This window comes from Thermobifida halotolerans (assembly GCF_003574835.2).
GTDB classification, from domain to species: Bacteria; Actinomycetota; Actinomycetes; order Streptosporangiales; family Streptosporangiaceae; genus Thermobifida; species Thermobifida halotolerans.
Genome location: NZ_CP063196.1, coordinates 772459 through 786196, shown reverse-complemented (window position 1 = coordinate 786196; position 13738 = coordinate 772459). Strand labels below are relative to the sequence as shown.

The following is a 13738-nucleotide window of genomic DNA, read 5'->3' as shown; positions in this document are numbered from 1 at the left end:
ACCGGAAGTTCTGCAGATGACCGAAGTCGAGCGTCCCGCCCCGGGGCTGACCGAGGTGGTGGTCGAGGTACGCGCCGCGGGCGTCAACCCCATCGACTGGAAGATCCGGGAGCACGGCTACTGGCTCACCCCGCCCTTCACCGTCGGCTGGGACGTCTCCGGCGTGGTGGCCGAGATCGCCCCCGGCGTGACCCGGTTCTCGGTGGGCGACGAGGTGTACGGCATGCCGCGGTTCCCCTCCCCCGCCCACGGCTACTCCGAGTACGTCAGCGCGCCCGCGCGCCACTTCGCCCGCAAGCCCCGCGGTCTCGACCACGTGCACGCGGCCGCCGTTCCGCTGGCCGGGCTGACCGCCTGGCAGGCACTGGTCGACATCGCCCACGTACGCCCCGGGGACCGGGTGCTCGTCCACGCGGCGGCGGGCGGGGTCGGCCACCTGGCGGTCCAGATCGCCGGGGCACTGGGCGCCCACGTCATCGGCACCGCCAGCGCGGGCAAGCACGCGCTGCTGCGGGAGCTGGGCGCCGACGAGCTGATCGACTACACGGCACGGGACTTCACCGAGGCCGTCGCGGACGTGGACGTCGTCGTGGACCTGGTCGGCGGCGACTACGTCGACCGCTCCCTGCGGGTGCTGCGCCGGGGCGGATGGTACGTCAACGTGCCGGAGCCGTTCTCGGCCGAGGAGGTCGCGGCCAAGGCGGCGGCGGTGGGCGTGCGCGGCGCGGCTCTCATGGTGGAGCCCGACCACGCGGCCCTGGAGCGGATCACCGACCTGGTCGAGTCGGGGAGGCTGCGGCCGGTGGTCGCGGAGACGCTGCCGCTGGACCGGGCCGCCGAGGCCCACCGGACCGGCCAGGACGGCCGCACGGCCGGAAAGATCGTGCTGACCGTGTGACCGCGCGGGCCGCCCGGCCGGATCCGTTCCACGGCCGGGCGGCTCACCGGTCGAACAGCAGCGAGATGACGGGGCGGGCCGCCGCCGCGGGATCGGCTCCCAGGTCGTCGGGCAGGGCGCCGCTGAGCCACAGCTCGGCGAAGCCGTGCACGATCGACCAGGCGGCCAGGGCGGCGGTGTCCCCGTCGGCGGGCCGATCCGGCAGGGCCCGGAGCCTGCCGTGGAGGACGTCACGGGACCGCGCCCGGGCTGCGGTCACCGCGGGGTCGTCGGCCCGGTACAGACCGGGGCGGAACATCACCTCGAAGTGGGCCCGGTGGGTGGCGGCGAAGCGCACGTAGGCCACGCCCACGTCGAGCAGGTCGTCGCCCGCGCCGTTCAGCGCCTCGGCGAGCAGGTCGAACCCCTCGGCGGCGACCGCGGTGAGCAGTCCGGTCCTGTCGCCGAAGTGGTGGGCGGGCGCGGCGTGGGAGACCCCGGCGCGGCGGGCCAGTTCGCGCAGGCTCCAGCCGGACGGCCCCGATTCGGCGATCGCCGCGACCGCCTCGTTCAGCACGGTCCGCCTCAGGTCCCCGTGGTGGTAGCTGCGGGCTCCGATGTCCCTCACGTCCTTCCGTCATGGTGGGCGTCACGACTCCGCACCACATCTTTCCATTGACAAGTTTCTCTCCGGATGCGATCTTGTCAATGTCAAGACAAAGGAGTTCTCATGGCGCCCCTCATCGCCCTGGTCGGCGGATTCGTCGTGCTCCGCCTACTCGGCCTCGCCGGTGTCGACGCCCTCGACCACTGGCAGACCGCGCTGCGCGGCGGCCTCGCACTGATGTTCGTCGTCACCGCAACCGCGCACTTCGTCCAACCCCGGCGCGGCGACCTCGTCGCGATGGTCCCGCCCCGCCTCCCCCGCCCCGCCCTGCTGGTCACCGTCACCGGTGTACTGGAACTCGTCGGAGCCGCGGCCCTGCTCCTCCCCCCGCTCGCCCCCCACGCCGCGCTCTGCCTGGCCCTGCTGATGCTCGCCATGTTCCCCGCGAACGTCTCCGCCGCCCGCCGCGGCCTCACCCTGGCCGGACGCCCCGTCACCCCGCTGCCGCTGCGCACGGTCCTGCAGGTGGTGTTCGTCGCCGCGGCGGTGGCCGCCGCGGTCCCGGTCTGAGCGGTGGCGGGCCCCGTCGGAGGACGGGACCCGCCACCGTCACGACCGGCGCCGTCAGCGCCGCCTGCCCCGCGCCCCCTGGGCGGCCTTCCCGCCCTTCTTCTCGCGGATGCGCATGCTCACCTTGACGGGCGTGCCCTCGAACCCGAAGTCCTCACGCAGCCTCCGCTCCACGAACCGGCGGTAGTTGTCCCCCAGGAACCCGGTCGTGAACATCACGATGTGCGGCGGCCGGGTGTCGGCCTGGGTGGCGAACAGGATCTTGGGCTGCCTGCCGCCGCGTGAGGGCGGCGGGGTGGCCGCGACCAGTTCCTTGAACCAGGCGTTGAGGCGTCCCGTGGGAATGCGGGTGTCCCAACCGGCCAGCCCCTGCTCGATGGCGGGAACCAGCTTCTCGACGTTCCGCCCGGTCTTCGCGGAGATGTTGACGCGCGGCGCCCAACTGACCCGCGCCAACTGGCGGTCGATCTCCTTCTCCAGGTAGTAGCGGCGCTCCTCCTCCAGCAGGTCCCACTTGTTGAACGCCAGCACCAGCGCCCGCCCGGCGTCGACGACCTGCTCCACGATCCGGATGTCCTGGTCGGCCAGCGGCTCGCTGACGTCCAGCAGCACGACGGCGACCTCGGCGCGCTCCAGCGCGGTGCTCGTGCGCATCGTGGCGTAGTAGTCGGCGCCCTGCAGCGCGCGGAACCTGCGCCGGATCCCGGCGGTGTCGATGAACTTCCAGATCCTGCCGCCCAGCTCGACGAGCTCGTCGACGGCGTCGCGGGTGGTGCCCGCCACCGCGTCCACCACCACCCGCTCCTCCCCGGCGAGCCGGTTGAGCAGGCTGGACTTGCCGACGTTGGGCCGCCCCACCAAGGCCACGCGGCGCGGCCCGCCCTCGACGGGTTCGGACTCGCGGGGCGCCTCCTTGGGCATCGCCGCGAGCACCGCGTCCAGCAGGTCCCCGGTGCCGCGGCCGTGCAGCGCGCTGACCGGGTACGGCTCCCCCACACCCAGGTTCCACAGCTCCAGCGCGTCGGCTTCGCTCATCGGCCCGTCCACCTTGTTCGCGGCCAGCACCACGGGCCGCCTGGTGCCGCGCAGCACGCGGGTGACGGCCTCGTCGGCGTCGGTGATGCCGACGGTGGCGTCCACCACGAACAGGATCACGTCGGCGGTCTCGGCCGCGTACTCGGCCTGGCGGGCCACCATCGCGGCCAGACCGCTGGCGGTGGTCTCCCACCCTCCGGTGTCGACCAGGGTGAACTCGCGTCCCTGCCAGGTGGCGTCGTAGGCCACCCGGTCGCGGGTGACCCCGGGAACGTCCTCCACGACCGCCTCACGACGGCCGATGATCCTGTTGACCAGGGACGACTTGCCCACGTTGGGGCGTCCCACCACGGCCACCACAGGCTTGACGGGGGTCTCCTCGTCACTGGTGGCCGTATTGACGATGTCACTCATCACACACTCCCGGTAGCGGTGTCCCCACGCGCCCAGGATGCGTGCCGTGAGGACCGTGTTGCCCGCGCCGCTGCGGCGCGGGTGCCGCGGCCCCGGCGGGACCACGGATGTTGTCAGGCGGCCGACGCCCGCGCCTCGTCGGCGAGTTTGACGACGAGCGCGACGACCTCGTCCAGGGACAGGCCGGTGGTGTCCAGCTCGGTGGCGTCTGCGGTCTGCGTCAGCGGGGACACCGAGCGGGTGGAGTCGAGCCGGTCGCGTCGGGCCAGGGCCGCCTGGGTGGCCGCGACGTCGGCGGCCCGCACCTCCCTGCTGCGCCGCTGCGCGCGGGCCTCGGCGCTGGCGGTCAGGAAGAGCTTCACCGGAGCGTCGGGCGCCACCACGGTGGTGATGTCGCGCCCCTCCACGACGATGCCGGAAGAGGCGACGCGCGCCTCGGCGATGATCTCGCGCTGACGGGCCACGAGCAGTTCCCGCACCCTGGGCACGGCGCTGACCGCGCTGACGTTGGAGGTGACCTCGTCGGTGCGGATCGCCCCGGCCACGTCCACCCCGTCGACGCGGACGGCGGGCGCGTCGGGGTCGGTTCCCATGGTGATGACCGGGCACTCGGCGGCCTCGGCGACCGCCCCGGCGTCGGCGACGTCGATCCCGTGGGTCAGCATCCACCACGTCATGGCGCGGTACATCGCGCCGGTGTCGAGGTACCTCAGGTCACGTGCCCGGGCGACGCCCTTGGCCGTGCTGGACTTGCCCGACCCCGAAGGACCGTCGATGGCGATGACGAGTCCGCCGCCGTGCCCCTGCCCGTTCACGTCTACCTCTTCTCGCACAACGTCCGCCTTTGTTGTCTTTCCGGTTCAGATTACCGGTCGCCGGGCCCGTCTCCGCCACCGTCGCGCGACGGCCCCGGCCCTTCGGCGGGTCAGGTGTGCACCGACCAGCCGCTCTCGGTCAGGGCGCGGGCCAGGCGCTCCTGCGCCGCGGGCACCACCGACAACTGCGCCACGCCCAGCGGCAGTCCCGGGGAGTGGTCGATGCGCACGTCCTCGACATTGACGCCCGCCTCCGCCGCGGCGGCGAACAACCGCCCCAGGGCGCCGGGTTCGTCGGGGATGACCACCGACAGCACCGCGTAGTCGGGGGTGCGGTGGGCGCCGTGCTTTCCGGGGATGCGCGCGTGCCCGGCCCTGCCGCGCTCCAGCAGGTCGCCGACCCCGCCGGGGGACGCGGAGCGCAGCGCGGCGGCCGCGGCGGACAGGTCGGCGGCGACCCGCTCCAGGACGGCGGCCACGGGACCGGCGTTGTGGCCCAGGATCTCCACCCACAGGTCGGGGTCTCCCCCGGCGATGCGGGTCATGTCGCGCACGCCCTGCCCGGCCAGGGCGAGCGCGGTCGCGTCGCCGTCGAGCAGCCGCGCGGCCACCGCCGCCGAGACGGCGTGGGGGGCGTGCGAGACCAGCGCCACCGCCCGGTCGTGCGCGGCCTCGTCGACGAGGAGCGGGTCGGCTCCGCACAGTTCGGCGAGGCGGGTGACGGTCTCCACCGCGGTGGGATCGGTCTTGGCAGTGGGGCACAGCGCCCAGGAGCGCCCCAGGAACAGGTCGGCGCGCGCCGCGCCCGGCCCCTGCTTCTCCCGTCCGCCCATGGGGTGGCCGGGAACGTAGCTGGCCAGGTCGCAGCCGAGCGCCTCCGCCCAGGTGATCACGGAGGTCTTGACGCTGGCCACGTCGGTGTAGACGTGGGCGAGGCCGCGGTCCTGGGCGTCGTACAACGCGGCGGGGACCACGCTCGGCGGCACCGCGATCACCGCGACGTCGGCGGGAGCGGCGGGGGCCTCCGGCAGGGCGCGCCCGGCTCCCAGGTCGCAGGCCAGGCGCAGCGCCGCCGGGTCGCGGTCGCTCAACGCCACGTCGACGCCGTGCCGCCCCAGCGCCAACGCGATCGACGTTCCGATCAGCCCGGCCCCCACCACGACCGCGCTTTCGACCATGTCCTCGTCTCCCGCTTTCGGCTGTCCGCATCCGGTTGCCGTCCAGGCTAGGGCAACCGGCGGCGACCCGTGACGGTGCGGGGCGCGCCCCGCACCGCCGTCTACTGCGCGATGTCGAGCCGCAGGGCCTGGGCACCGCGCAGGTAGACGTGGTGCAGCTCGGCGCGGGGACGGTCGGTCTCGACGTGCGCCATGAGACGGACCACGCGGGGCAGCGCATGCGGTACCGCGATCTCGGCCGCGCACATCAGGGGGACGTCGGTGAACCCGAGCTTGCGCGCGGCCAGCGCCGGAAACTCCGAGGTCAGATCCGGGGTGGCGGTGAACAGCACGCTGACGAAGTCGTCGGTGCCCAGCTCGTTCCGGCGCATGATCTCCGAGACCAGCTCCGCGGTGGCCTCCAACACGAGGTCGCGTTCGTCCGCGTCGACCTGGACCGCACCGCGGATCGCTCGTACCGCCACTTTTCTCGTCCTCCCGAATCCTTGGGCTACATCCCTGCGGCAGTGTAGAGCTCGCTGATCTCCTTCGAGGTCAGCGCCCTCACCGTACCGACCTTGAGGTTGTTGAGTCCGACCGGTCCGATCTGGGTGCGCGCGAGGTCCGACACGGGGTGGCCGACGGCCTCCATGAGACGCCGCACGATGTGCTTGCGTCCCTCGTGCAGCCGGATCTCGACCAGCGCCTTGGGTTCGACGTTGTCCACCACGCGGAAGGAGTCGACCTCGACGAATCCGTCGTCGAGCTCCACGCCCCCGCGGACCCGCCTGACGACCTCGCGCGGCACCGGCCCCGGCACCTTCGCGATGTAGGTCTTGACGACCTTGTAGCGGGGGTGGGTGAGCCGGTTGGCCAGCTCGCCGTCGTTGGTGAGCAGGATGAGGCCCTCGGTCTCGGTGTCGAGGCGGCCGACGTGGAACAGTCGCTCGTCGCTCTGCCCGGCGTAGTCGGCGAGGGTGGGCCGCCCCTGCGGGTCGTCCATGGTGCTGACGACGCCGCGCGGCTTGTTCAGCGCGTAGTAGCGCAGGTCGGTCGAGGTGACCACGCGCATGCCGTCGACGCGGATCTCGGACTTCTCCGGGTCGACGCGGGCGCCGAACCGCCGGACCACCTGGCCGTCGACGGTGACCCGTCCGGTGGCGATCAGCTCCTCGCTGGCGCGGCGGCTGGCCACTCCCGCCTGGGCGAGGGCCTTCTGCAGCCGGATACCGCCGGGAACGTCGGCGTAGGTGTCGCGTTCGTCGTCGGCTGGGTCGTCGTCACCGGGGTCGTACTCGGCGCGCAGGGTCCGCAGACGGGCTCTGGCCCGGGCCGACAGCTCGCGTTCGGAGTCGCGTCCGGTGCGGGTGGCGGGCCGGGGGTGTTCGGTGCGGCGGTCGCGGGAGCCGGGGGTGTCGCGCCGCCCACTCCGGGACTCCCGGTCGGACCGTTCGGCACGCGGCCGCTCGTCACGGTCGCGGAACCGCCCGTCCCGCTCCTCCCGGCGGTACTGCCCGCCGCGCCGCTCACCGCGGTCGGCATACTCCTCACGGTCACGGGAACCGCGCCGCCCACCCCGGGACTCCCGGTCGGACCGTTCGGCACGCGGCCGCTCGTCACGGTCGCGGAACCGCCCGTCCCGCTCCTCCCGGCGGTACTGCCCGCCGCGCCGCTCACCGCGGTCGGCATACTCCTCACGGTCACGGGAACCGCGCCGCCCACCCCGGAAGTCCCGGTCGGACCGTTCGGCACGCGGCCGCTCGTCACGGTCGCGGAACCGCCCGTCCCGCTCCTCCCGGCGGTACTGCCCGCCGCGCCGCTCACCGCGGTCGGCATACTCCTCACGGTCACGGGAACCGCGCCGCCCACCCCGGAAGTCCCGGTCGGACCGTTCGGCACGCTGGTCCCGGCCGCCGCGACGGCCGGAGTGGTCGGAATCGCCGCGCGCACCGCGCGGGGTGGACCGGCCGCGCTCACCGCGCGGTCCGTTGTCGCCGCCACGGCGGCGGCGACCGTCATCATCGTGTGGTTTGTTCACCGGTGTCGTCGAGACCTTCGATGTCGTCGGGTAGGAAGGGGGCGAGGTCGGGCAGCTCGTCCAGGCTGCGCAGCCCCAGCCGCTCCAGGAAGTAGCCGGTGGTGCGGTACAGCAGCGCCCCCGACTCCGGATCCTGTCCGGCCTCTTCGATCAGCCCCCGCAATACGAGGGTACGCATAACTCCGTCACAGTTCACACCGCGTACCGCCGAGACCCTGCCCCGTGAGACGGGCTGGCGGTAGGCGACCACCGCCAGCGTCTCCAGCGCCGCCTGGGTGAGCCTGACCTCGTGCCCGTCGCGCAGAAAGTGCTCGACGGCCTCGGCGCACTCGGGACGGGTGTAGAAGCGCCACCCCTCGGCGACCTCGCGCAGGTCGAATCCGCGTCCCTGCTCGGTGTACTCGCGGGCCGTCTCGCGCAGCAGGTGCGTGACCGTGTCGACGTCGACCCCGAAGGCGCGCGCCAGGTCGTAGGCGGCGACCGGCTGGTCGACGACCATCAGCACCGCCTCCAGGTTCCGGCGCAGCCGGGCGGGATCGGTGTCGGCGGCGGTGTCGCTCACTGCGTCTCCTCGTCGTCGCGGTCTGCGGTCCGGCCGTAGTCGTCGACCACCGTGACCTCGCCCTCACCGCTGCCGGTCCAGGTGACCAGCAGCTCCCCCAGGGGTTCGGGCTGGTCGAAGCCGACGGTGTCCGCGCGGTACAGCTCCAGCAGCGCCAGGAACCGCGCCACCACCTCGAAGGTACCCGCGCACTCGCGGGTGAGTTCGGCGAAGGTGAGGCGGCCGTGCTCGCGCAGCGCCGCCACCACCAGCACCGCCTGTTCGGCCACGGAGGTCTTGGGCTGGTGGATGTGGGCGACCGGGACGCTCGGCGGCTCACGCGGGGTGAGGGTGCGGGCGGCCAGCGCGGCGAACTCCCGCGGGCCGAGCCGGAGGAGCACGTCGGGGCGTAGCGCGGCGAAGCGCGGCTCCAACGGGACCGCCCGCGCAAAGCAGCGTCCCTGGGCGGCGAACCCGGCGGAGAGCAACGCGGCGACCTCCTTGTAGGCCCGGTACTGCAGCAGCCGGGCGAACAGCAGGTCGCGGGCCTCCAGCAGGGCGAGGTCGGCCTCGTCCTCCACCTCTCCGCGCGGCAGCAGCCGCGCCGCCTTCAGGTCCAGCAGCGTGGCCGCCACCAGCAGGAAGTTGCTCGCCAGGTCCAGGTCCCAGGAGTCCCCGTAGGCCTTGATGTGCGCGATGAACTCGTCGGTGACCCTCGACAACGCCACTTCGGTGATGTCCAGTCTGTGCTTGGCGATCAGCGCGAGCAGCAGGTCGAAGGGGCCCTCGAAGTTGTCGAGGTGGACCAGGAACCCCCCTTCGGGGGTCTCGGGGGTCGTCATGCGCGGGCCGGATCGGGTGTGGGTCGGTGGGTCGTTCGCACGGCGGGCGGGGTCAGTTCTCGCTGAGCCGCTGCACCAGCATGCTGTTCTCGCCGTGCTCCTCGAAGTCGGCGAGCAGCACCGCGACGGCCTCGCGCACGATCCGGCCGCGGTCGGCGGTGAGCCCGTGCTCGGCGCGCAGGGCCAGCCGGGTCTGCTCCAGGGCCAGCAGTTCGGCCGCGGAGACGTAGACGGTGATCTTCTCGTCGTGGCGTTGCCGTCCGCTGGGCTGCGGTGCGATGCGCCGCCGGGCGCCCGCGGCCCGTCCCCGTTTCGGCTGCTCCGGACCCGCGGTCCCGGAATCGGCCGGGGGCGGTGTCGGCCCGGTTGTGGGGGGCGCGGCGGTGGGCCGGAAGAACAGTTCGTCCGCGCCGGGCAGCGTCACGCGTCGCGAACGCCGAGAGGCCACCGGGCGAGCACCTCCTTGGCCAGTTCCCGGTAGGCGCGGGCGCCCGCCGACGAGGAGTCGAACCGGGTGATCGGCTCACCGGCGACGGTGGCGTCGGGGAACCGGACGGTCCGGTTGATGACGGTGTGGAACACCTTGTCGCCGAAGCCGTCGATGATGGTGGACAGCACCTCGCGCGCGTGCAGGGTCCGCGGGTCGTACATGGTGCCCAGGAACCCGTCGATGACCAGGCGGTCGTTGAGGCGCTCCTGGACCTTCTGGATGGTGTCCATGAGCAGGGCGACACCGCGCAGCGCGAAGAACTCGCACTCCAGGGGCACGATGACCCCGTGCGCGGCGGTCAGCGCGTTGACGGTGAGCAGGCCCAGCGACGGCTGGCAGTCGATGAGCACCACGTCGTAGTCGTCCATGACCGGGGCCAGCGCGCGGCCGAGCATCTGCTCCCGGGCGACCTCGCCCACCATCTGCACCTCGGCGGCCGACAGGTCGATGTTGCTGGGGACCAGGTCCAGTCCGTCGACCTCGGTTCTGAGCAGCACCTTGTCGATGGTGACGTCGCGCTGCATGAGCAGGTTGTAGACGGTCAGGTCCAGCTCGCGGGGGTCGCGTCGGCCCAGCCCCACCGAGAGCGCGCCCTGGGGGTCGAAGTCCACGAGCAGGACCCGGCGCCCGTACTCGGCGAGCGCCGCGCCCAGGTTGATGGTGGTGGTCGTCTTGCCGACCCCGCCCTTCTGGTTGCACAGCGCCACGACCCGCGCGGGTCCGTGGTGGTCGATCGGTACCGGTTCCGGAAACTCCGGCTTCGGTCTGTTCATACTGCTCAGCGCCGCCCCCGTGCTGTGTGTTTCCCCCCAGGGGCTGTTCGCCGGCTCGGCCGCCGCAGCATCGGTGGGCGCCTGTGCGCCCACGTCGTCGTTTCCGGACCAGCTCACAACCCAGGACCTCCCTACGGACCGGTCTTGATCACACCGGATTCTGCCGAACCGGTTGACAGGCCGTTGGAAAAACTCAATTTGTCGACAGTGGTGCACCGTCGTGCGGCGACTCTAGAACGTCAGGTGCGGTGAATCAACGCGACACTCGCGCCCGGGGGTGTGCCGCAGCGTACACCTCCCGTAGCCGGTCCACCGTGACCAGGGTGTAGACCTGCGTGGTGGTGACGGAGGCGTGTCCCAGGAGTTCCTGGACGACGCGCACGTCCGCGCCGCCGTCGATCAGGTGGGTGGCGAAGGAGTGCCGCAGGGTGTGGGGGGACACGTCGCTGAGTCCGGCCCGTTCGGCCGCCGCGCGCAGCACCGCCCAGGCGCCCTGGCGGGTGAGCCTGCCGCCGCGCGCGTTGAGGAACAGCGCGGGCGTGCCCCTTCCCGCGGCGGCGAGTCCGGGGCGGGCGCGCACCAGGTAGGCGTCCAGGGCGGTGCGCGCGTACCGTCCGACGGGCACCACGCGTTCCTTGCCGCCCTTGCCCCGGAAGCGCACCACACCGATCTCGGTGCCGGGCTGGGAGGCGGGACGCAGCCGGGTGACGTCGTCCACGTCCAGGCCGACCGCCTCGGAGATGCGCGCCCCCGTCCCGTACAGCAGTTCCAACAGGGCCCGGTCGCGCAGCGCCCGGGGGCCGTCCTCGCCGCCGGTGGCGGCGAGCAGCGCCTCGACCTGCTCCAGGGTGATGGCCTTGGGCAGCCGCCGGGGCGGGGTGGGGGGCCGCACCTGGTGGGCGGGGTCGTGCGCGGTCATCCCCTCGCGCAGCGCGAACCGGTGCAGGCCGCGCACGGCGACGACGGCCCGTCCCGCGGAGTTGGCGCCCAACGGCCGGTGGTCGGGGTCGCCCTCGCGGAGGTTGCGGACGAAGGAGGTGATGTCCTCGGAACGCACCTCGCCGAGGTCGTCGATGCCGCGCGCGGCCAGGAACTCCAGGTAACGGTGCAGGTCCCGCCGGTAGGACAGGAGGGTGTTGGCGGCCAGGCCGCGCTCCACCGTCAGGTGGTCGAGGTATCCGCGCACCGCCGAGCTCAGTCGGGGCCCCCGTTCCGGCATCCTCCGAGCCTCCCTCCACACCGTTGGTCTTGACGACAGCGGGGTCACAACCGCAGGAGGATGCCCACTGTCGTCAAGATCATCCAAGCGCGGGACGCAGGGAGGCAAAACCGTCGCGTGCCGCGGCGTGTGCGGCGAGGACTCCGATGGCGGTGGCGGCATTGTGCAGCCGCCCCTCCAGCACCGCGGCCACCGCATCGTCCAGTGGAACCCACTCGACCGGCATGTCGGCCTCCTCGTGGATACGGACGAAGTCCACCTCCTCCTCGGGCACCCTGGTGAGGCCGCGGGCGAGGAAGACGTGGATGCGCTCGGTGGAGAAGCCCGCCGACGGGAAGAAGTCGACGAGCTCGTGCCAGGTGGCGGCCCGGTATCCGGCCTCCTCCAGCAGTTCGCGCTGCGCGGTGCGCACCGGGGCCTCCCCGTCGACGTCGCGGACCCCCGCGGGCAGCTCCCACAGCCGGTGCCGTACGGCGTGCCGGTACTGGCGCAGCAGCAGCACCCGCCCGGCCCCGTCCAGGGCCAGCGCCGCGACCGCCCCCGGATGGGTGAGGCGGTCGCGGGCCACGGTCTCCTCGCCGTCGAGCCCCGGCATGCGCACCCAGTCGGTGACCATGCCGACGATGCCGCTCTGGTAGCGCGTCTCGGTGCGCTCCACCGGCCAGGAGTCCGCCACGTCGGTGAACCGGTCGAAGTCACTCATCGGCGCACGTCCACCCGCGCGGAGGACTTCAGCGCCGCGTCGATCAACCCCACGAACAGCGGGTGCGGGCGGGTGGGTCGGGAACGCAGCTCGGGGTGGGCCTGGGTGCCGACGAAGAACGGGTGCTGCTCGCGGGGCAGTTCCACGTACTCGACCAGCGAGCCGTCGGGCGAGAGCCCGGAGAACACCATTCCGGCCTCCTGCAGCGCCGACCGGTAGGCGTTGGCCACCTCGAAGCGGTGGCGGTGCCGTTCGGAGACCTCCGCGACACCTCCGTAGAGCTCCCGCACCACCGAGTTCTCGGCGAGCACGGCCGGGTACAGACCCAGCCGCATCGTGCCGCCCATGTCGCGCTCCCCGGCGACCACGTCGACCTGGTCGACCATGGTCGAGATGACCGGGTGCTTGGCCTTGTCCTCGAACTCGGTGCTGTTGGCGCCGTCCAGCCCGGCCACGTCCCGCGCGTACTCGATGACCATGCACTGCAGGCCCAGGCAGAGGCCCAGCAGCGGGATGCCGTGCTCGCGGGCGAAGCGGATCGCGCCCACCTTGCCCTCGATGCCGCGCACCCCGAAGCCCCCGGGGATGAGCACGCCGTCGACGCCGTCCAGTTCGCGTCCGGCGCCCTCGTTGCTGGCGCAGTTGTCGCTGACCACCCAGCGGATGTTCACCCGCGTGCGGTTGGCGAACCCTCCGGCGCGCAGCGCCTCGGTGACCGACAGGTAGGCGTCGGGCAGGTCGATGTACTTGCCGACCAGGGCGATGGTGACCTCGTGGTCGGGCTGGTGGACGCGGCTGAGCACGTCGTCCCACTCGGTCCAGTCCACGTCACGGAAGGCCAGCCCCAGCCGGCGCACCACGTAGGCGTCCAGGCCCTCACGGTGCAGCACCTTGGGGATGTCGTAGATGGAGGGCGCGTCGGGGCAGGAGACGACCCCGGGCTCCTCCACGTCGCACATGAGGCTGATCTTCTTCTTCAGGCTGGTGGGAATCGACCGGTCGGCGCGGCAGACGATCGCGTCGGGCTGGATGCCGATGCTGCGCAGCGCGGCCACCGAGTGCTGGGTCGGCTTGGTCTTGAGCTCACCGGACGGCCCCAGATACGGCAGCAGGGAGATGTGCAGGAAGAAGCAGTTGTCGCGGCCGATCTCGTGCCGGATCTGCCGGGCCGCCTCGAGGAACGGCTGCGATTCGATGTCTCCGACCGTGCCGCCGATCTCGGTGATGACCACATCCACGTCGTCGCTGTCCATCGCGAGGATGCGGGCCTTGATCTCGTTGGTGATGTGCGGGATGACCTGCACGGTGTCGCCGAGGTAGGCGCCCTGGCGCTCCTTGGCGATCACGCTGGAGTAGATCTGCCCGGTGGTGACGTTGGCCGAGGCCGAAAGCTCGGTGTCCAGGAACCGCTCGTAGTGGCCGATGTCCAGGTCGGTCTCGGCCCCGTCGTCGGTGACGAACACCTCTCCGTGCTGGAAGGGGTTCATCGTGCCCGGGTCGACGTTGAGGTAGGGGTCGAGCTTCTGCATCGTGACCCGCAGGCCTCGCGACTTCAGCAGTCGTCCGAGACTGGAAGCGGTCAGGCCCTTGCCGAGGCTGGAGGCGACGCCGCCGGTGACGAAAAGGTGTTTGCTGCTCGCGGCGGATGCCAAGGTTG

15 protein-coding genes are annotated in these 13738 nt (G+C 72.5%); 2 read left to right on the top strand and 13 right to left on the bottom strand.

The window, feature by feature from the left end:
* Positions 1-16 precede the first annotated feature (16 nt).
* Complete coding sequence (locus NI17_RS03530) at positions 17-898, top strand: NADP-dependent oxidoreductase (RefSeq protein ID WP_243597601.1); 882 nt, start codon at positions 17-19, stop codon at positions 896-898.
* Between the two features lie 43 nt (positions 899-941).
* On the opposite strand, the gene NI17_RS03525 is transcribed toward NI17_RS03530, so the two are convergent.
* Complete coding sequence (locus NI17_RS03525) at positions 942-1505, bottom strand: TetR/AcrR family transcriptional regulator (protein WP_234401761.1); 564 nt, start codon at positions 1503-1505, stop codon at positions 942-944.
* A 102-nt stretch (positions 1506-1607) separates the two neighbouring features.
* On the opposite strand from NI17_RS03525, the gene NI17_RS03520 reads away from it, so the two are divergent.
* The gene (locus NI17_RS03520; RefSeq protein ID WP_068689439.1) at positions 1608-2054 is read left to right on the top strand and encodes a DoxX family protein; all 447 of its coding nucleotides are present in this window, start codon (positions 1608-1610) and stop codon (positions 2052-2054) included.
* A 54-nt stretch (positions 2055-2108) separates the two neighbouring features.
* Here the strand turns inward: NI17_RS03520 and der are convergent, their stop codons facing one another.
* From der to NI17_RS03460, 12 genes are all read right to left on the bottom strand, one after another.
* A complete protein-coding gene (gene der, locus NI17_RS03515) occupies positions 2109-3503 on the bottom strand; it encodes a ribosome biogenesis GTPase Der (protein WP_068689821.1) in 1395 nt (464 codons plus the stop codon).
* A 113-nt stretch (positions 3504-3616) separates the two neighbouring features.
* On the bottom strand, positions 3617-4336 hold the full coding sequence (gene cmk / locus NI17_RS03510; protein WP_369974922.1) for a (d)CMP kinase: 720 nt from the start codon (positions 4334-4336) through the stop codon (positions 3617-3619).
* Positions 4337-4428: 92 nt separating this feature from the next.
* Positions 4429-5496, bottom strand: coding sequence for a prephenate dehydrogenase (locus tag NI17_RS03505; RefSeq protein WP_068689443.1), 1068 nt, complete (start codon positions 5494-5496; stop codon positions 4429-4431).
* Positions 5497-5597: 101 nt separating this feature from the next.
* A complete protein-coding gene (aroH, locus tag NI17_RS03500; protein WP_068689445.1) occupies positions 5598-5960 on the bottom strand; it encodes a chorismate mutase in 363 nt (120 codons plus the stop codon).
* A 26-nt stretch (positions 5961-5986) separates the two neighbouring features.
* A complete protein-coding gene (locus NI17_RS03495; protein ID WP_243597600.1) occupies positions 5987-7513 on the bottom strand; it encodes a pseudouridine synthase in 1527 nt (508 codons plus the stop codon).
* Positions 7494-8075, bottom strand: a complete 582-nt coding sequence (gene scpB, locus NI17_RS03490) for an SMC-Scp complex subunit ScpB (protein WP_068689447.1) — start codon at positions 8073-8075, stop codon at positions 7494-7496. Before scpB ends, NI17_RS03495 begins: the two co-directional genes overlap by 20 nt.
* Positions 8072-8896, bottom strand: a complete 825-nt coding sequence (locus NI17_RS03485; RefSeq protein WP_068689449.1) for a segregation and condensation protein A — start codon at positions 8894-8896, stop codon at positions 8072-8074. Before NI17_RS03485 ends, scpB begins: the two co-directional genes overlap by 4 nt.
* A gap of 52 nt (positions 8897-8948) precedes the next feature.
* Positions 8949-9344 (bottom strand): hypothetical protein, encoded by a 396-nt coding sequence (locus NI17_RS03480; protein ID WP_234401763.1) that lies wholly within the window; start codon positions 9342-9344, stop codon positions 8949-8951.
* Positions 9317-10276, bottom strand: a complete 960-nt coding sequence (locus NI17_RS03475; protein ID WP_068689453.1) for a ParA family protein — start codon at positions 10274-10276, stop codon at positions 9317-9319. The genes NI17_RS03480 and NI17_RS03475 overlap by 28 nt, the downstream gene beginning before the upstream one ends.
* Positions 10277-10412: 136 nt before the next feature.
* Positions 10413-11378, bottom strand: coding sequence for a site-specific tyrosine recombinase XerD (locus NI17_RS03470; protein WP_068689455.1), 966 nt, complete (start codon positions 11376-11378; stop codon positions 10413-10415).
* Between the two features lie 79 nt (positions 11379-11457).
* Positions 11458-12081 (bottom strand): NUDIX domain-containing protein, encoded by a 624-nt coding sequence (locus tag NI17_RS03465; protein ID WP_068689457.1) that lies wholly within the window; start codon positions 12079-12081, stop codon positions 11458-11460.
* Positions 12078-13733: a CTP synthase gene (locus NI17_RS03460; protein WP_068689459.1), complete on the bottom strand. Its 1656-nt coding sequence runs from the start codon at positions 13731-13733 to the stop codon at positions 12078-12080. The genes NI17_RS03465 and NI17_RS03460 overlap by 4 nt, the downstream gene beginning before the upstream one ends.
* Positions 13734-13738 lie beyond the last annotated feature (5 nt).